The sequence below is a fragment of the Reyranella sp. genome (assembly GCF_965279625.1).
Classification (GTDB): Bacteria; Pseudomonadota; Alphaproteobacteria; order Reyranellales; family Reyranellaceae; genus Reyranella.
On record NZ_OZ257251.1, the window covers coordinates 5,126,513 to 5,144,755 of the forward strand.

The 18,243-nt window shown below is 66.7% G+C and carries 17 protein-coding genes; 10 read left to right on the forward strand and 7 right to left on the reverse strand.

All coding sequences use genetic code 11. The features are described 5' to 3' along the window. Positions 1–48 precede the first annotated feature (48 nt). From ACQY78_RS24920 to ACQY78_RS24935, 4 genes are all read left to right on the forward strand, one after another. On the forward strand, positions 49–696 hold the full coding sequence (locus tag ACQY78_RS24920) for a hypothetical protein (RefSeq protein WP_428680167.1): 648 nt from the start codon (positions 49–51) through the stop codon (positions 694–696). Between the two features lie 129 nt (positions 697–825). Next, a complete protein-coding gene (gltB, locus tag ACQY78_RS24925) occupies positions 826–5,466 on the forward strand; it encodes a glutamate synthase large subunit (RefSeq protein ID WP_428680170.1) in 4,641 nt (1,546 codons plus the stop codon). A 65-nt stretch (positions 5,467–5,531) separates the two neighbouring features. Continuing rightward, complete coding sequence (locus ACQY78_RS24930; RefSeq protein ID WP_428680173.1) at positions 5,532–6,983, forward strand: glutamate synthase subunit beta; 1,452 nt, start codon at positions 5,532–5,534, stop codon at positions 6,981–6,983. 54 nt (positions 6,984–7,037) lie between these two features. Next, positions 7,038–7,475, forward strand: a complete 438-nt coding sequence (locus ACQY78_RS24935) for a type II 3-dehydroquinate dehydratase (protein ID WP_428680176.1) — start codon at positions 7,038–7,040, stop codon at positions 7,473–7,475. 11 nt (positions 7,476–7,486) lie between these two features. On the opposite strand, the gene ACQY78_RS24940 is transcribed toward ACQY78_RS24935, so the two are convergent. Both ACQY78_RS24940 and ACQY78_RS24945 read right to left on the reverse strand, forming a co-directional pair. Then, a complete protein-coding gene (locus ACQY78_RS24940) occupies positions 7,487–8,407 on the reverse strand; it encodes a pyridoxamine 5'-phosphate oxidase family protein (RefSeq protein WP_428680179.1) in 921 nt (306 codons plus the stop codon). Then, positions 8,407–8,799 carry a GFA family protein gene (locus ACQY78_RS24945; RefSeq protein ID WP_428680182.1) on the reverse strand — a complete coding sequence of 131 codons (393 nt, stop codon included), beginning with the start codon at positions 8,797–8,799 and terminating at the stop codon, positions 8,407–8,409. The genes ACQY78_RS24940 and ACQY78_RS24945 overlap by 1 nt, the downstream gene beginning before the upstream one ends. 100 nt (positions 8,800–8,899) lie before the next feature. Here ACQY78_RS24945 and ACQY78_RS24950 point away from each other — a divergent pair, with 100 nt between their 5' ends. Both ACQY78_RS24950 and ACQY78_RS24955 read left to right on the forward strand, forming a co-directional pair. Further along, a complete protein-coding gene (locus ACQY78_RS24950; RefSeq protein WP_428680184.1) occupies positions 8,900–9,796 on the forward strand; it encodes a LysR family transcriptional regulator in 897 nt (298 codons plus the stop codon). Between the two features lie 92 nt (positions 9,797–9,888). Continuing rightward, positions 9,889–10,776, forward strand: a complete 888-nt coding sequence (locus tag ACQY78_RS24955; protein ID WP_428680187.1) for a FecR family protein — start codon at positions 9,889–9,891, stop codon at positions 10,774–10,776. A 2-nt stretch (positions 10,777–10,778) separates the two neighbouring features. Here ACQY78_RS24955 and ACQY78_RS24960 read toward each other — a convergent pair whose 3' ends face one another. Together ACQY78_RS24960 and ACQY78_RS24965 are read right to left on the reverse strand one after the other, a co-directional pair. Then, positions 10,779–11,612 (reverse strand): class I SAM-dependent methyltransferase, encoded by an 834-nt coding sequence (locus tag ACQY78_RS24960; RefSeq protein WP_428680189.1) that lies wholly within the window; start codon positions 11,610–11,612, stop codon positions 10,779–10,781. Positions 11,613–11,697: 85 nt separating this feature from the next. After that, on the reverse strand, positions 11,698–12,603 hold the full coding sequence (locus ACQY78_RS24965; RefSeq protein WP_428680191.1) for a DUF1194 domain-containing protein: 906 nt from the start codon (positions 12,601–12,603) through the stop codon (positions 11,698–11,700). A gap of 134 nt (positions 12,604–12,737) precedes the next feature. On the opposite strand from ACQY78_RS24965, the gene ACQY78_RS24970 reads away from it, so the two are divergent. The 3 genes from ACQY78_RS24970 to ACQY78_RS24980 are packed head-to-tail and all read left to right on the forward strand — an operon-like array spanning position 12,738 to position 15,259. Beyond that, positions 12,738–13,946, forward strand: a complete 1,209-nt coding sequence (locus tag ACQY78_RS24970; protein ID WP_428680195.1) for an acyl-CoA dehydrogenase family protein — start codon at positions 12,738–12,740, stop codon at positions 13,944–13,946. Between the two features lie 54 nt (positions 13,947–14,000). After that, the gene (locus ACQY78_RS24975; protein ID WP_428680198.1) at positions 14,001–14,933 is read left to right on the forward strand and encodes a DnaJ C-terminal domain-containing protein; all 933 of its coding nucleotides are present in this window, start codon (positions 14,001–14,003) and stop codon (positions 14,931–14,933) included. Beyond that, positions 14,930–15,259, forward strand: a complete 330-nt coding sequence (locus tag ACQY78_RS24980; protein WP_428680200.1) for a hypothetical protein — start codon at positions 14,930–14,932, stop codon at positions 15,257–15,259. The genes ACQY78_RS24975 and ACQY78_RS24980 overlap by 4 nt, the downstream gene beginning before the upstream one ends. 54 nt (positions 15,260–15,313) lie before the next feature. On the opposite strand, the gene ACQY78_RS24985 is transcribed toward ACQY78_RS24980, so the two are convergent. Genes ACQY78_RS24985 through ACQY78_RS24995 form a run of 3 tightly spaced genes read right to left on the reverse strand, consistent with a single transcriptional unit; the run spans position 15,314 to position 17,852 of the window. Beyond that, complete coding sequence (locus ACQY78_RS24985; RefSeq protein WP_428680202.1) at positions 15,314–15,898, reverse strand: NAD(P)H-dependent oxidoreductase; 585 nt, start codon at positions 15,896–15,898, stop codon at positions 15,314–15,316. Between the two features lie 59 nt (positions 15,899–15,957). Next, positions 15,958–16,926, reverse strand: a complete 969-nt coding sequence (locus tag ACQY78_RS24990) for a Bug family tripartite tricarboxylate transporter substrate binding protein (RefSeq protein WP_428680205.1) — start codon at positions 16,924–16,926, stop codon at positions 15,958–15,960. Between the two features lie 56 nt (positions 16,927–16,982). Then, the gene (locus ACQY78_RS24995; RefSeq protein ID WP_428680208.1) at positions 16,983–17,852 is read right to left on the reverse strand and encodes an MBL fold metallo-hydrolase; all 870 of its coding nucleotides are present in this window, start codon (positions 17,850–17,852) and stop codon (positions 16,983–16,985) included. A gap of 61 nt (positions 17,853–17,913) precedes the next feature. Here ACQY78_RS24995 and ACQY78_RS25000 point away from each other — a divergent pair, with 61 nt between their 5' ends. Then, the gene (locus tag ACQY78_RS25000) at positions 17,914–18,231 is read left to right on the forward strand and encodes an ArsR/SmtB family transcription factor (RefSeq protein ID WP_428680211.1); all 318 of its coding nucleotides are present in this window, start codon (positions 17,914–17,916) and stop codon (positions 18,229–18,231) included. Positions 18,232–18,243: the final 12 nt, after the last annotated feature.

Here is an 18,243-nt window from a genome sequence, read left to right on the forward strand (position 1 = left end):
GGGCGCGATGTCTTCAATGCATGGAGAACGACGGTTAGGATGCGGCACATGCGCCGGTTCCTGTCCTTGCCGCTCTTGATGGCCCTCGCTTCGTGGCCGGGAAGCCTGTTCGCCCTCGATTGCGCGGCCCTTACCGACACCGACATTCCCTTCGCCCTTGCCTCCGAGGTGACCACTCGGCGGGCGGGCGAGGCGCCCACGACGCGACTCCAGCAGATGCAGGTGTTCCGGAAGGGCGGGGAGGTCACCACCTTCACTGTGGATTCGCCGACGATCTATCTCAGGACCCGCGGCGCCAATTCCCTGTTTCCCGTGGATGCGTTCTATTCGACCGAACCCAACGACCCGCGCAAATGGAGCTATTCGATCGGTCCCACGGTCTCGCTCGCGCGCGGCCAAGCCGTCAGCTACAGCGCCGACGTGAAGAGCGCCGACGGGAAACTCCGGTTGGCGGCCAGGATGACCCTCGAATTGCTCGAATCCGGTACCCTCGAACTGAGCGGGTGCCGTTTCAAGGTGTTGAAGTACCGGCGGACGCTCAACGGTCTGGCGGACCGCCATCCGGTCTCCAACAGCGAGGAGCTGACGTTCGTGCCCGCCCTGCGCACCACGCTCGCGTCCATCCTGCGGACCGGCGACATCGAGGTTGTCAGTTCTCCCACGGCAATATCCTTGGATTTCAAATACATAGAGTAACTTCCTCACACCTGCATTTGTGGCGTAACGAGGGCTTTCGTTTGCAGGGGCGGCCGGGCTAATAATGCGCCGATAAGCAAACGCATCCGGGGGGATGCTGGGCCAGCTCGCGCGCCAGCAGGATTGATCATGGGATTGCCTGAGAAGCAGGGACTGTACGACCCACGCAACGAACACGATTCGTGCGGCGTGGGCTTCGTGGCCGATATCAAGGGCCGGAGGACGCACGCCATCGTGCGCCAGGGCCTGCAGATCCTGGTCAACCTCGACCATCGCGGCGCCGTCGGCGCCGATCCGCTGATGGGCGATGGCGCGGGCGCTATGATCCAGATTCCCGACGCGCTGCTGCGCGACTGGGCGCGCAAGGAAGGCGTCGACCTGCCGGAGCCCGGCCACTACGCCGTGGCAATGTGCTTCCTGCCGCCCGACGAGAAGGCAAGAACGTTTGCAATCAAGCGGTTCGAGCATTTCATTAAAGTCGAAAAGCAAAAGCTTGTGGGTTGGCGCGATGTGCCGACCGACCTGACGGGCCTCGGCCAGGCGGTCATCGAATCGATGCCGGTCATCCGCATGGCGATCGTCGGCCGGGGCGCAAAGGTCGCCGACCAGGATGCCTTCGAGCGCAAGGTGCTGGCAATCCGCAAGCAGACCCAGAATCCGCTGGCCGAACTCGAGAAGAAGCACAAGCTTCCAGGCCTCTCGCAGCTCTACATGCCGTCCTTCTCGTCGCGCACCGTGGTCTACAAGGGCCTGCTGCTCGCACACCAGGTTGAGAGCTTCTATGAGGACTTGAGAAATCCTCTTTGTGAATCAGCGCTTTGCCTCGTTCACCAGAGATTCTCCACGAACACGTTCCCGTCGTGGAAGCTGGCCCATCCCTACCGCTTCATCGCCCATAACGGCGAGATCAACACGGTCCGCGGCAACGTCAACTGGATGTACGCCCGCCGGCGCACGATGGAATCAGACCTGATCGGCGCCGACCTCGACAAGATGTGGCCGATCATCCCGCATGGCCAGTCGGACACGGCCTGCCTCGACAATGCGCTCGAACTGCTGGTCGCCGGCGGTTATTCGCTGAGCCACGCCATGATGATGCTGATTCCGGAGGCCTGGGCCGGCAATCCGCTGATGGATGCCAGCCGCAAGGCCTTCTACGAGTATCACGCGGCCCTTATGGAGCCGTGGGACGGCCCGGCGTCGATCGCCTTCACCGACGGCCGCCAGATCGGCGCCACGCTCGACCGCAACGGGCTGCGCCCCGCGCGCTTCCTCATCACCGACGACGATCTCGTGGTGATGTCGTCGGAGTCCGGCGTCCTGCCGATCCCCGACGAGAAGATCGTACGCAAGTGGCGCCTGCAGCCCGGCAAGATGCTGCTGATCGACCTGGAAGAGGGCCGCATCGTCGAGGACGAGGAGCTGAAGCGGACCCTGGCCGAGGCCGAGCCCTACGAGGAGTGGCTGAAGGAGACGCAGCACAAGCTCGAGGAGCTGTCGGAGATTCCCGATGCGCCCTCGCCGGTGGCGTCGAACGATCCCTCGACCCTGCTCGATCGCCAGCAAGCCTTCGGCTACACGCAGGAGGACATCCAGTTCTTCCTCGAGCCGATGGCCAGCGTGGCCGACGACCCGATCGGCTCGATGGGCACCGACACGCCCATCGCCGTGCTCTCGAAGAAGCCGAAGCTGCTCTACAACTACTTCAAGCAGAACTTCGCCCAGGTCACCAATCCGCCGATCGATCCGATCCGCGAGGAGCTGGTGATGTCGCTGGTCTCGATGATCGGCCCGCGCCCCAACCTGCTCGGCCGTCATGCCGGCATGCACAAGCGGCTCGAAGTGGCCCAGCCGGTGCTGACCAACGCCGAGCTGGAGAAGATCCGCTCGATCGAGGACCTGCTCGACGGCTCGTTCCGCACCGCCACCATCGACACGACCTGGCTCGCCTCCGAGGGCGCGGCCGGGCTCGAGAAGGCGCTGGACCGGGTCTGCGCCGAGGCGACCGACTGCGTGCTGGCCGACCGCAACATCCTCATCCTGTCGGACCGGGCGCTCTCGGCTGAGCGCGTGCCGATCCCGGCGCTGCTGGCCACCGCGGCGGTGCATCACAGCCTGATCCGTCGTGGCCTGCGTACCCAGACCGGCCTCGTGGTCGAGACCGGCGAGGCGCGCGAGGTCCATCACTTCTGCTGCCTGGCGGGCTATGGCGCCGAGGCGGTGAACCCCTACCTCGCCTTCGAGACGCTGGAGGCGCTGCGCGTCCAGAACGGCCTGCCGCTGAAGCCCTACGAGGTTCAGAAGAACTTCATCAAGGCGATCGGCAAGGGCCTGCTCAAGGTCATGTCCAAGATGGGCATCTCGACCTACCAGTCCTATTGCGGTGCGCAGATCTTCGACGCGATCGGCCTGCATTCCGGTTTCGTCGAGAAGTACTTCACCGGCACCGCCACCACGATCGAGGGCGCGGGCTGGCAGGAGATCGCCGAGGAGACGGTGCGCCGTCATCGCAACGCCTATGGCGACGATCCGGTCTACCGCACCATGCTCGATGTCGGCGGCGACTATGCCTTCCGCCTGCGCGGCGAGGACCATGCCTGGACGCCCGAGAGCGTGTCGCGCCTGCAGCATGCGGTGCGCGGCAATTCGTCGGACGACTACAAGGCCTTCGCGACCTCGATCAACGAGCAGAACGAGCGGCTGCTGACGATCCGCGGCCTGATGCAGTTCAAGTGGGCGGACAAGCCCATTCCGGTCGAGGAGGTCGAGCCGGCCGCCAAGATCGTGAAGCGCTTCGCCACGGGCGCGATGAGCTTCGGCTCGATCAGCCGCGAGGCGCACACAACGCTGGCCATCGCCGTGAACCGGATCGGCGGCAAGTCGAACACCGGCGAGGGCGGCGAGGAGGCGGATCGCTTCAAGCGGATGGCCAACGGCGATTCGATGCGCTCGGCCATCAAGCAGGTCGCGTCGGGCCGCTTCGGCGTCACGGCCGAATACCTGGTCAATGCCGACGACATCCAGATCAAGATGGCCCAGGGCGCCAAGCCCGGCGAGGGCGGTCAGCTGCCCGGCCACAAGGTCGATGAGAACATCGCCCGCGTGCGCCGCTCGACGGCCGGCGTGGGCCTGATCTCGCCGCCGCCGCACCACGACATCTATTCGATCGAGGACCTGGCGCAGCTCATCCACGACCTCAAGAACGTGAACACCGCGGCCCGCGTCTCGGTGAAGCTCGTCTCGGAGGTCGGCGTCGGCACGGTCGCCGCGGGCGTCAGCAAGGCGCGCGCCGACCATGTGACGATCTCGGGCTACGAGGGCGGCACCGGTGCCTCGCCGCTCACCTCGCTCACCCATGCCGGCTCGCCCTGGGAAATCGGCCTCGCCGAGACGCAGCAGACGCTGGTGCTGAACGGCTTGCGCGGCCGCATCGCCGTGCAGGTCGACGGTGGCCTGCGCACCGGCCGCGACGTCGCCATCGGCGCGCTGCTGGGCGCCGACGAGTTCGGCTTCGCCACCGCGCCGCTGATCGCGGCCGGCTGCATCATGATGCGCAAGTGCCACCTCAACACCTGTCCGGTGGGCGTGGCGACGCAGGACCCGGTGCTGCGCAAGCGCTTCACCGGCCAGCCCGAGCACGTGATCAACTACTTCTTCTTCGTGGCCGAGGAACTGCGCGAGATCATGGCGCGGCTGGGCTTCCGCACGCTGAACGAGATGATCGGCCACGTCGACCGGCTCGACATGCGCAAGGCCATCGACCACTGGAAGGCGGGCGGCGTCGACCTGTCGAAGCTGCTCTACCAGGCGCCGACGCGCCTAGGCGTGGCGATCTGGAATGTCGAGCGCCAGGACCACGGCCTCGACAAGGCGCTGGACCACAAGCTCCTCGAGGCGGCGCAGCCGGCTCTCGAGACGGGCGAGCCGGTGCAGATCGAGCTGCCGGTCACCAACGTGAACCGCACCGTCGGCGCCATGCTGTCGGGCGAGGTGGCGCGTCGCTACGGCCATGCCGGCCTGCCGGAGGACACGATCTCCGTGCGCCTCACCGGAACCGCCGGCCAGAGCTTCGGCGCCTTCCTGGCGCGGGGGGTGTCGCTCGAACTGTCGGGCGACGGCAACGACTATGTCGGCAAGGGCCTGTCGGGCGGCCGAGTCGTCGTGCGCCAGCCGAAGGATTGCGCGCGCGATCCGCTGAAGAACATCATCGTCGGCAACACCGTGCTCTACGGCGCCATCGGCGGCGAGGCCTACTTCGAGGGCGTGGCGGGCGAGCGCTTCGCCGTGCGCAACTCGGGCGCGGTCTGCGTCGTCGAGGGCACCGGTGATCACGGTTGCGAATACATGACCGGCGGCGTCGTGGTCGTGCTGGGCGATACGGGCCGCAACTTCGCGGCCGGCATGTCTGGCGGCGTCGCCTACGTCTACGACCCCAGGGCCCGCTTCAAGGACCTGTGCAATCCCGCGATGGTCGACCTGGAACAGGTCGGGCCGGCCTCGGCCGAGGGCGACGAGACCGGGCGTCCGCGCCAGCGCGCGACCGACGTCGAGGATAACGGCATGGGCGACGTGCTGCGCTTCGACGCCGAGCGGCTGCGCATCCTGGTCGAGCGCCACCATCTCCATACCGGCAGTGCCCAGGCACGGGCGCTGCTGGAGGATTGGGACAATGCGCTGCAGAGCTTCGTGAAGGTTATGCCGCGCGACTACAAGCGCGCGCTCCTGCAGGCGCGCGAGCAGGCGGCGGCGAAGGCCGTCGCGGCGGAGTGACGGCCCCTGGCCGTCATCCCGAGCCCTTTCGAGGGATCTGCAAAGATATGAGCTGGAGCAATTAAATGGGTCTCGTCACAGGCTTCCTCGAGATCGAGCGCAAGGACCGTTCTTATGAATCGGTCGAGCAGCGCCTGAAGAACTACAGGGAGTTCGTCCTGCCGATGCCGCCGGCCGAGGTCTCTCGGCAGGGCGCGCGCTGCATGGATTGCGGCATCCCGTATTGTCACAACGGATGCCCGGTCAATAACATCATCCCGCAGTGGAACGAGCTGGTGCGCCGCGACCGCTGGAAGGATGCGCTCGAGGTCCTGCACTCGACCAACAACTTCCCGGAGTTCACCGGCCGCATCTGCCCCGCGCCCTGCGAGGCCTCGTGCACGCTAAACATCGACGACAACCCGGTGACCATCAAGTCGATCGAATGCGCGATCGTCGATCGCGGCTGGCAGGAAGGCTGGATCCAGCCGCTGGTGCCGGCGCACAAGACCGGCAAGCGCGTTGCCGTCATCGGCTCCGGGCCGGCGGGCCTCTCCTGCGCCCAGCAACTGGCGCGCGCCGGCCATTCGGTGACCCTGTTCGAGAAGGCCGACCGGGTCGGCGGCCTGCTGCGCTACGGCATTCCCGACTTCAAGATGGAGAAGCACCATATCGACCGGCGCATGCGCCAGATGGAGGCCGAGGGCGTCGAGTTCCGGACCGGCGTCGAGGTCGGTGCGACCCTGTCGATCAAGTCGCTGCTCGAGGGTTATGACGCGGTCGCCCTGACCGGCGGCGCCGAGCTGCCGCGCGATCTCGAGGTACCCGGACGCGAGCTGAACGGCATCCATTTCGCGATGGATTTCCTGACGCAGCAGAACAAGCGCAACGCCGGCGACGACGAGGCGCGTGCTGCGCCGCGCGGCACGCTCACCGCCAAGGGCAAGCATGTCATCGTGATCGGCGGCGGCGATACCGGCTCCGATTGCGTCGGCACGTCGAACCGTCATGGCGCCGCTTCGGTGACGCAACTCGAGGTCATGCCGCAGCCGCCGGTGCGCGAGAACAAGGCGCTGACCTGGCCCGACTGGCCGCTCAAGATGCGCACCTCGTCGAGCCACGAGGAAGGCGCGGCGCGCGATTTCGCCGTGCTGACCAAGCGGGCACTGGGCAGCAACGGCAAGATCGAGGCGCTGGAGTGCGTGCGCGTCGAATGGGCGAAGGGCGCCGACGGGCGCATGGGCATGCAGGAGGTCGCGGGCAGCAGCTTCGAGCTCCGGGCCGACCTGGTGCTGCTGGCCATGGGCTTCCTCGGGCCGCGCCGGCCCGGCCTGGTCGAGCAGGCAGGCGTCGCGCTCGATCCGCGCGGCAACGTCGCGGCCAACGTGAAAGACTACCAGACCTCGGTGCCGAAGCTCTTCGCCGCCGGTGACATGCGTCGCGGCCAGTCGCTGGTCGTCTGGGCGATCCGCGAGGGCCGCCAATGCGCTCGCTCGATCGACGAAAGCCTGATGGGGACTTCTACCCTGCCGCGTTGACCTGCGGAACGGGCTTGGTTCGCTTGTGAGCGAAATTGCCCTAGAGTTCGTACGATGAAGCTTCTGCTGATTCAGGGCGCGAACATGGAGTATCTGGGCCGGCGGCAGCCCGAGCTCTACGGTACGACCACAGCCAAGGAACTCGATGCCGCGGTCCGGCGTCGGGCCAGGGACCTCACCGTCTCGGTCGAGATCGTCTACACCAATTCCGAAGGCGAGGCGGTGTCGGCGATCTACAAGGCCGATCGCGCCAAGTTCGACGGGTTGTTGTTCAACCCCGCCGGGTTTCTCCATGCCGGCCACGCCTTGCGTGACTGCCTGCGGTCGATCTCGATGCCGGCGATCGAAATCCACATGACCAACATTGAAAAGCGCGGCTTCGGTTCGGTCACCTCGGAAGCGGCGGTCGGCATGATCGCAGGATTCGGGATCGATTCCTACCTGCTGGCGATCGAGGCCATGGTGGCGCGGTTGCGGTCCGCCGTAGCCTGACGGCCGCTCTCCTACCAGATGCCAGTGTGCAGCGTACTCGGTGCGTAGCTGCCGAACGTCGAGCGATAGGGGAATGCGGACGGCGTGCGCCAGGCGCGCGCCACCTCGACGCGCCACAGCCGCTCGGCGCCGTCCGGGGCCGCCTCACCGGGATGCCAGTCGATGGTCACAGTGCCCTGCAGTTGCAGGACCTCCGCGGTATCGAAGTTCACGAACAACAGGCCGGCCCGCGGATCGCCCAGCAGGTTGCCCAACGTGTTGAAGAAGCGGTTGCCGCGAAAGTCGGGGATGACGAGCGTGTTGCCGTGGACGCCGACGAAGCCCGGCCGGCCACCGCGGTGTGACATGTCGAACCCGCCCTCGGCGCCCAGGTCTGCACGGGACCGGCTGGCGACGAAGAACGTGTCGACCGATTCGATGAGATCGCGCGCCGCCTCGTCCAGGCCGGTGAGCGCCTCGGCGGACTCGGCCTTCGTGTCGCGGGCGACGACGTTGCGGGTCTGGATGTATTGCGGACAGTTGCCGAAGCTCTGGGTGACATGCACCGTGAGCCCGCTGTCGCGTGCGATGATGCGGCCGTTGGCGCGGTTGCGCCGCCGCGTCCCCAGATCGATTCCCAGCAGACCGATCCCGGCGTCGGCCGAGAAGCCCGGACCCGCAGGATCGCCGTCCCGCGGCAGGGCAGCAATCCGCAAGGTCGCGGGATCTGGAGACGTGACGAACCCCGGAGGACCGGCCAGCACCGAAGCCATTGGCCAGCCGGTCGCGTCGGGTGTCGAAGTGAACAGGTAGGGTAGCAGCGAGAAGAAGGCGCGATGCTGCTCGGGCAGGAAGCGTCGGATCGGCGCGAGGCCGGTTCGCTGTCCGGCCAGCTTCTGTGCCGCCTCTTCGTCGGCGTGGAACGGCAGGAAGTCCATCGTGTCGGCAGCCATCACACGCCCTCCTGCTTCTCGGGCACATTGACCTTGGGGTCGTACCAGGGGGCGGCGTCCGAGCGCCAGATATGGACCTGTGGCCGCTCCATCACTTCGGTGTCGAGACACCCAAGGCGAAGCAGCACGACAGGCTGTGCCACCCTTTCGGCCATCACGTGCGAGCCGCACCTGCTGCAGAAGCGGCGGAACTTGCCGGGCGAGGACTCGATGGCGGCGAGCGCGTCCTCGCCGCGCAGCCAGCGGAACTTGTCGCGCGGCACCGCCGTGACGGACGAGAAGGCCGTGCCGTGCGTCTTTCGGCAGGTGTGGCAATGGCAGTGCACGATCCGCTCGACGGGCGCGTCGGCCTCGTAGGCGACGGCGCCGCAGAGGCAGCTTCCCTTCAGCATGTCGGTGTCCTCCTGAGTTCCCTCCCAAAGTAAGTCCCGACGTTTGCGCCGAAAATGGCAAGAATGCTAAATTGATAATTACAATATCAGAAAGAATTAGATGGACCGGCTGGACGAGTTCGCGATCTTCTTGCGCATCGTGGAGGAGGGGAGCTTGGTGCGCGCGGCGCAGCGCCTGCGCCGTTCGGCGCCGGCGGTGACGCGCGCCCTCGCGGCCCTCGAGGACCGCCTGGGCGTGCGCCTGATCGATCGCACGACACGGCGGCTCGCGCCGACCGAGGCCGGCCGTGCGCTCTACGAGCGGGCGCGGGGTGTCGTCGAGAGCTACGAAGCCGCCGCGGCGGGTGCCCGCGAGGCGCCGGTCCGCGGCCTGTTGCGCATCGCCGCGCCGGTGCAGTTCGGCCGGCGCCATGTCGCGCCGCTGACAGCGCGCTTCCTCGACAGCCACGAGAGTGTCGAGATCGAGCTGTTGTTGAACGATCGCAATGTCGACCTCATCGAGGAAGGGATCGACGTGGCGGTCCGCATCGGCGCGCTGGCTGATTCGAGTCTCGTGTCACGGCCGGTCGGGCATGTACGGCGGCAATGGGTGGCAAGCCCGGCCTATCTCGCCCGCCAGGGCACGCCGAAGGCGCCGGCAGATCTTGCACGGCACGAGGCGCTGCTCGGCACGTCGCGTGGGGCGATGGAATGGACCTTCGGCGGCCGCCGTCGCGGTGCGCCGCCCCATCTCGCGGGCCGGCTACGCGTCGACGACATCGAGACCCGGCTGCGGCTCGCGCGCGAGGGCCGCGGCATCGCGCAGTTTCTCTCTTATCAGGTCGCCGAGGATCTCGCGGCCGGCCGTCTCGTACGCCTGTTGCGCACTTACGAGCCGCCGTCGCTGCCGGTACAGCTCCTCACCAAGGGACGTGCCCATCGCGCGCCGAAGATCGATGCCTTCCTCGATTTCGCCGCCAGGAAATTGTCGGCCCTGCCCATCCTTCGACCGGATTGACACATCCAGCGTAGCGAAAGTTGCCCGCAGCGCGATGAAATCTTGCTGATCGGTCGAGGGGATGAGGACGACCGTATGCGCGTAGCGCTTCCATGCGGAAGATGCGTGGCGCGCTCCTGGTGGGTGCAACAATCCTGGCCTTGCCCCTGGTGGTAGGCGCGCCCGGTGCAGCGTTTGCGCAAAGGATCGGGATCACGTCGGCGGTCACGGGGGATCCGACCGGCAAGCCACCCGATGAAACCGAGCGGGTCCTCCATGTCGGAATCGACGTGAGGGCAGGCGAGGTCGTGACCACGGGCGCGGCGGATCGTGCCCACCTGCTGTTCCTCGACGGAACGGCCCTGACGATCAGCAACCAGGCGCAGGTCACCCTCGACAGGTTTGTCTATGACGCGGACCAGAAGCTCGGCGATCTGGCGGTTACGGCGACGAAGGGCGTGTTCCGACTGGTTGGCGGCAGGATCAGCAAGAAGACGCCGATCATCGTCGTGACCCCGTCGGCCACGCTCACGATTCGCGGCGGTATCACGATGTTCAGCGTCGAGCCGACGAAAACCACGGCCACCTTCGTGTTCGGCTATGAAATGACGATGACCGGCCAGCGAAGGACACAGACCGTGACGGTACCGGGCTTTCAGGTCAGCACGCTCCTTGGCCAGCCACCCGGACCGGCGATGCGTCCTGCCCGAGGAAGCCTCGTCGACAATATGAGCCGGCTCGAAGCGGTCGTCGGAGGCAGGCCCGACGCGAGCGCCAACAGGGCGGCAAAGGAAACCGGCTTCGCCGACGCCAATTCCGGCAAGGGCCCGAACGCCCTCGGCCCGGTTCAGGGCGGGCCGGCGCCCCGCAGTGCGGGTGCGGCCAGCGGTCCGGGAGGACAACCGAGGATGGGCGGACCGGGGATCGGTGGCTTCGACTCCGGCTTCGGCCCGACGCTCAGTCCGCCGACGCCAGGAAGCGCGCAGCGCCCCGCGCCGTAGTCCTATTTCACCGCGACCAGACGGATGCCGCCGAGGTCGCGCCTCAGGATCAGCTCGACGAACCGGATGTAGGATTCGTGGAAGGCATCGTGGCCCATCGGCGTGCCGGCCTGACGCGCTTCCTCACGCAGCCTTTGGTACATGGCAAGCCGCTGCTCGAGGATCGGCCCCCATTCGTCCGTGAGGTCCGTGGCCGACTGGACGCGGAAGCCCGCTTCCTTCGCGATGTCGCCGTACGACGACAAAGTCTCCAGCGGCTGGATGGCCATGCCATCCCACATCAGCTGCGCATCCTTCGCCGAGAGCGGCGTGTTGGCGATCCAGTCGGTCATCGCCAGGCGCCCGCCGTCCCGCAGGATCCGGTACGCTTCCGCCAGGGTCGCGCGCCGGTCCGGGACGTGACAGAGCGCCTCCTGGCTCACGACGACCTCCATGGAAGCACCAGGCAGTGGCGCGTCCATCACGTTGCCCTGCCGGACCCGCGCTCTGTCCTGGAGGCCCACCAGCGCAATGAGTTCCTGCGCGGCGGCGATGCGTGACGGGGTGAGCTCGATGCCGGTGACGTCGGCGCCGTAGCGATGGGCGAGGTAGCGCACGGTGCCGCCGAGGCCGGCGCAAAAGTCCGCAACTGCCGTGCCGGGGCCGATCGAGGCCGCCAGCGCCAGCGCGTCCGTGGCGGCGATGCCGCCATAGTGGTCCTGGTCGTGCGGCCAGAGTTCCTCCGGCTTAACGTCCTTGAGATGGCCGCGCGCGGCCCGCAGCTTGGCCTTGATGATCTCGCCCGACATCGGATGGCGGTCGTAGAAATAGATCGCCTGGGCGGTCGCGTGGGTCATGGGGCTCCCTCGGTCGGGGAGACCCCGACACTTCATGATTGATTGAGGGATATCTTCCGGATCGCGCTCGACCCGTCAAACGGTCTCAGTCGGGCGTCACCCCGAAGCGGCGCTGCCAGAAATCGCGGGACCGGCGCTCGCCCACGTCGCAGCCCAGTTCGTATTCCGGTCGCACGAAGCGGGTGTAGTCGTCGTCGGCCTTGACCGTACGGCGGCCGGACGTTCCCGATTGGGCGAGCTGCAGGCCGTCGCGGGCCGCGCCAAGTTCGCCGATATCGAAATCGTTCAGCGGGCCGATGTCGGCCACCTCCTGCAGGAGCTTCTTGCGAATGGCGCGGGGGAAATCCTCGAAGCTGCGCGCGACCTCGACGAAGGAACGCGGGCCGCCGGTCACGCAGTGCAGGTAGTATTTGTCGAGGTCGTCCTCTGCCGGGAAGCCGAACGGGTTGGGGCGGCCGTTCATGATCGGCAGGCCGTTGATGATGATGCGCTCCTTCAGCGCGTCGTGACGGACATCGGTGACGAGGCCGCCGTCGTTGTTCGATCCATCGCCCGATATGTCGAGCACCTTGCGCTCGGGTTCGTAGGGGCTGCGGCCGTACATCGGAATGGCATAGCGGATGGCGCCGCTGATCGAGGTGCGGCGCGAGATCGAAATCGGCGCGTCGGCGAGCCGGCGGGCGAAGTCCGCGATCGCGGCCTCGGAATCGAGCAGGGTCCAGTCGATCAGCAGCTTCTGGATCCAGGAATCGGACCATTCGAAGTAGGCGACGGCGATGCGGCCGTGATTGCCGCCCAGGATCGCCCTCACGATGACCGGGTCGCTGAACGCCTCGACATAGCCCTGGCGCTGCATCCTGGCCTCATCGGGATCGATGCTGCCGGAGATGTCGATCGCCAGCACCAGCGCCAGGTCGACTTCCTTGCGCTCCTGGGCCGCCGCCGGCAGCGCCAGGAAGAGAAGGGCGATCAGACCAACCAGTCGGGCCACGGCGACCTCCGCGTTCGTTACGCTTCAGAGGCAAGAACCATACCGCCCGTCGAGCGCTCGTGTCAGCACGCCACTGGACGGGTGGCGGCGGTGGTCGCTAGCCTCTCCGGCAAGAAAAAAGCGGAGGAAGTGCGATGGATCTGGCGCTCAGCAAAGAAGACGAAGACTTCCGCCGCGAGGTTCGGCGCTTCCTCGACGAGAACCTGACTGAGGATCTGCGGGAGGCCGGGCGCAAGACGGCCGGTGTGTTTTCTGATTATGCCGCCGGTATCCGATGGCACAAGATCCTGGCCCGCCGCGGCTGGTCGGCGCCGAGCTGGCCCACGGAACATGGTGGCACCGGCTGGAGCGCGACCCAGCGCTACATCTTCAGCCGCGAATGCATCGCGGCCGACGCCCCGCGCGTCTTCTCGATGGGGCTGCGCATGGTCGGGCCGGTGATCATGAAGTTCGGCACGCCGGAGCAGAAGGAAAAGTACCTGCCGCGCATCGTGTCCGGCGACATCACCTTCTGTCAGGGCTATTCCGAGCCGGGATCGGGCTCCGACCTCGCCAGCCTCCGGACCCGCGCCGAGCGCGACGGCGACGACTACGTCATCAACGGCACCAAGATCTGGACCACGGGCGCGCATGTCGCTGACCACATGTTCTGCCTCGTGCGGACTTCAACGGAGGGCAAGCCGCAGGACGGCATCTCCTTCGTGCTGATCGATTCGATGACGACACCGGGCCTCACCGTCGCGCCGATCCTGACCCTGGCCGGCGACCACGAGGTCAACCAGGTGTTCCTCGACAATGTCCGCACGCCGGTCGCCAACCGCATCGGCCCCGAGAACGCCGGCTGGACGGTCGCCAAGTACCTGCTCGAGTTCGAGCGCGGCGGGGATGCCTACACGCCGAACCTCTATGCCCGTCTCGACGATGTGAAGCGGGTGGCCCGCGAGGAGGCGGCCGACGGGTCAGGCCGACTGATCGCGGAGCGCGGCTTCGTCGAGCGGTTGGCGGAAGCGGAGATGGACATCCAGGCGCTGGAGATGATCGAGATGCAGGTCCTGTCCGACCTCAGCCGCGGCCGCAATCCCGGCGCCGTCTCTTCCTCGATGAAGATCAGGGGCAGCGAGACCCTGCAGAAACTCGACCATCTCGGGGTCGAGGCGCTGGCCTGGTATGCCGCGCCGTTCGAACCCGAGGCGCGCGAACTCGGCCACAACGCGCCGACCGTGACGCCCGAGTGGGGGATCAGCGCCATGCCGCTCTACCTCAACAACCGGGCCTCGACGATTTATGCCGGCTCCAACGAGATCCAGCGCAATATCATCGCCAAGGCGGTACTGGGCCTGTGAGAGCCTGTCATAAAGCTCTTGTAAGCTCGCAATACACATCACATCTGTAGGGCTATGACAGATCCTTATTCCGTTCTGGGCGTGCCGAGGACTGCCTCCGAGGACGATATCCGGAAGGCGTTCCGCAAGCTCGCCAAGAAGCACCACCCCGACCTCAATCCAGGCGACAAGGCGGCCGAAGCCAAGTTCAAGGAGATCGGCCAGGCCAACGACATTCTCTCCGACACGGAGAAGCGCCGGCGTTTCGACGCGGGCGAGATCGACGGCACCGGCCAGGAAATGCCGCCGCGCGGCTTCTATCGCGACCAGGCGGGCGGCCGCGGTGGCAAGTACGAACATGCTGGCGGCCACGAATCTTTCGTCGACATGGGCGGCATCTTCTCCGAGATGTTCGGCCAGCGTCGCGGCGGGGGACCAGGCTTCGGCGGCGACGGCTTCGACACAGGCGGCATGCCCGTCACCTACAGTTTGCGCGTGCCGTTCCTGGTCGCGGCGCGCGGCGGCAAGCAGCGGGTCACGCTTCCCGATGGCAAGACGCTCGACATCGACGTGCCCGAGGGCACGACCGACGGCCAGACCCTGCGCCTCAAGGGGCAAGGCATGCCGGGGTCGCAGGGCCGTCCGGCCGGCGATGCCTATGTCGAGATCCATGTCGACCCGCACGCCTTCTTCCAGCCGCGCGACAACGATATCCATGTCGAGCTGCCGGTCACGCTCACCGAGGCCACGCTCGGCGGCAAGGTAAAGGTGCCGACGGTGGGCGGCGCGGTGATGCTGAACGTGCCGGCGGGATCCAATGCTGGCACGTCGCTGCGGCTCAAGGGCCGCGGCCTGCTCGACCGCAAGTCGGGCCAGCGCGGCGACCAGTATGTGAAGCTGAAGGTCGTCCTGCCCGAGACGCCGGACGACAAGCTCAAGCAATTCCTCGAGGGCTGGGAAGCCGGTCGCGCCTACGATCCACGCAAGGAGATGGAGCAGTTCACATGACGACGTTGGACGAACTGCTGCGACAGCACGGTCAGCTGACGGTAGTCCATGTCGAGCGCTGGGTGTCGCGTGGCCTGCTGCGACCGGCCGGCAGCGGCGACAGTTGGCGTTTCGAGCAGATCGACGTGGCGCGCGCGCGCCTGCTGGGCGAGCTGGTCGACGAGCTGGGTTTCGACGACGAGTCCGTGGAAACGGTGGTCGACCTGGTCGACCAGGTGCACACGCTGCGCCGCCAGCTCGACCTGCTGGGCCATGCGCTCGCCGAGCAACCTGCCGCGACTCGCGAGGCGATTGCGGCGGCGCTCGACCGCCTGTCGCGGCGCTAGAGTCTTTGCGAGTCAGACAGACTCATATCAGTCTTCCCAGGGAACGACCCTAGCTCAGCGCGCGGACCGGCCGAGGGCGCGCATGCTCTCGAAGTGTCGGGCCATGGCGGCGGGCTTGGCCGTTGCGACGCCGCCCACGATCGTGTCGCGCACCGGCGCGTAGCCCACGAACCCCAGGATGTTGCGCTTCAGGTTCTTCACCGCGTGCGCGCGGAAGTACCAGCGGTACACGAACGCCGGCATGCCCATGGTGACGACGATCCGGGCGCTGCGACCGGCGAGATGCTTCTCCGGGAAGCCGTTGGGACGATAGGCGAAAGCGAAGCCCGGCCGCAGGGCCTGCTCGAAGAAGCCCTTGAGCAGGGCCGGCATGTCGCCCAGCCACAGCGGGAAGACGACCACCAGGTGTTCGGCGCGGCCGATCGCCTCCTGCGCCGCCGCGATGTCGGGCGGCGCCGTGCCGTTCTCGAATTCGCTCTGGGATCGCATCAGGTCGAACTGCAGCGTCCCGATATCGAGCCGTTCGACCGTGTGGCCGCCCGAGGCGGCCCCGTCGGCATAGGCGTCGGCCAGGGCGCCGCACAGGCCCTTGCGGGAAGTGTCGGGATGGCCGTTCAGGATCAGGATTCGCTTCCCCATGCGCGCGACGCTCGCATGGGGACGCCCTCCCGTCCTTGATGTGGATCAGGCCCGATCGCTCATTCGGGCTCGACGCCGGCGCGCTTCACGGCGTCGCCCCAGGCGGCACAACCGGTCTTCATGATCTCGGTCATCTCCGCCGGTGTCGTGCCGGTGGCGATCAGACCCATGTCGAGGAGCTTCTCCTTGCCCTCGGGAGTCTGCACCAACTTGCGGATCTCCGCGCTCAGCCGCTCGACGATCTCCTTGGGCGTGCCGGCCGGCGCCATGACGCCGTTCCAGCCGGTCAGGTTGATCTTGTAGCCGGCCTCCTCGAAGGTCGGCACGTTGGGCAGGCGCGGCCAGCGCTGGGCGGAGGTGACCGCGAGCGGCGTCAGCTTGCCGCCGCTGATCGCACCGCCACTGGCGGCGAGGTCCTGGATGGTCATCGGGATGTGGCCGGCCACGACGTCCTGCACGGCCGGCCCGGCGCCCTTGTAGGGCACGTGCGTCATGTCCAGCTTCTCGGCCTGGTTCAGCATCTCGCCCCAGATGTGCGAGGAGGAGCCGTTGCCGAACGAGGCGAAGTTCACCTTGCCCTTGCGCTCGTTCGCCCAGGCGACGAAGTCCTTCACCGATTTGATGCCCAAAGAGGGCGGCACGACCATCGCGAGCGGCGCGAGGCCGTGCTGGGTCACCGGCATGAAGTCCTTGAAGCCGTCGTAGGGGATCTTCTTGTAGACGTAGGGATTGATGCACATCATCGACGAGTTCACGTAGACGAACGTGTATCCGTCGCCCGGCAGGTTCTTGACGATCTCCATGCCGACCATGCCGTTGGCGCCGGGCTTGTTGTCGACGATCACCTGCTGGCCCAGCACACCCGAGAGCTTTTCAGCGAAGTAGCGGGACACGACGTCGGTTTGGCCGCCCGGCGGATAGGGCGCGACCAGCTTGATGGGTTTGTTGGGCCACGCAGCCTGGGCAAAGGCCGACGAGGCAAACACGATCAGCGCGCCCGCAAGCGCGGCTGCAGATTTCTTGGACATGCGTTTCTTCTCCCTTGGCCCTGGAGCCTAGCGGGAGCGAAACGTCCTGCCAATCGTCACGCCGCGACGAGCTTCACCGGAATCTTAAGATAGCTCTGGCCGTTGTCATCCGGCGGCGGCAGACGACCGGCGCGGATGTTCACCTGCACCGAGGGCAGGAGCAGAACGGGTGCGGCGAGCGTGGCGTCGCGCTTGGTGCGCATCGCAACGAACTCGGCCTCGGGCACGCCGTCATGGACATGGACGTTGCGCGCCCGCTCCTCGGCCACCGTGGTCTGCCAGGCATACTGGTCTCGCCCGGGCGCCTTGTAATCGTGGCACATGAACAGGCGCGTCGCCGGTGGCAGAGAGAGCAAGCGCCGGATCGAGCGGTAGAGCGTGGGCGCGTCCCCACCGGGGAAGTCGGCGCGGGCCGTGCCGTAGTCGGGCATGAAGATCGTATCGCCGACGAACACGGCATCGCCGATCCGGTAGGCGACGTCCGCCGGCGTGTGGCCGGGCAGGTGCATCACCTCGATGCGCAGATTGCCGAGTGTCAGTGTCTCGCCATCGGTGACCAGCCGGTCGAACTCGCGTCCATCCTCGCTCACGTCGGCCGCGTTGAAGACCTTCTTGAAGATCTTCTGCACGTCGCAAATGTGCTCGCCGATGACGACCTTGGCGCCGGTGCGGGTCTTCAACAGCGGCGCCGCCGTCAGATGATCGGCATGGGCATGGGTTTCCAGAATCCAGTCGATCGAGGCCTGTCGTTCCGCGGCCTTGGCGAGGACGCGTTCCGCCGATCTGGTCGAGGCCTTCCCGGACTTGGGATCGTAGTCGAGCACCGGGTCGACGATCGCGGCGCGGTGCGTTTCGGGGTCGGTCAGCAGATAGGTCACCGTGTAGGTCGCTTCGTCGAAGAAGGCATCGATGAGGGGCTGGGTCATGAATTTCTCCGTTCTCTGATTGACAGATATATTAGCAATAGCTAAATTAGCAATACCTAAAATGAAAACGAAGCAAACCATCGATCCCAAGGCGCTTCAGGCGAAAGCCGGCGAAGTGGCCGGCATCCTCTCGGCGCTCGCGAACGATCGCCGCCTGCTCATCCTCTGCAAGCTCGTGGAGGTGGGTGAGGCGACCGTCGGCACGCTCGCGGCCGAAGTCGGCCTGTCGCAATCGGCGCTGTCCCAGCATCTAGCCCGCATGCGGGAGGAGGGGATCGTCGCCTTCCGGCGCGAGGCGCAGACCGTCTGGTACCGGATCGGCGACGCCCGGATCGAGACGCTGCTGTCGACGCTTCATCGACTCTATTGCGCGGACTGAACGGCCGCGCGG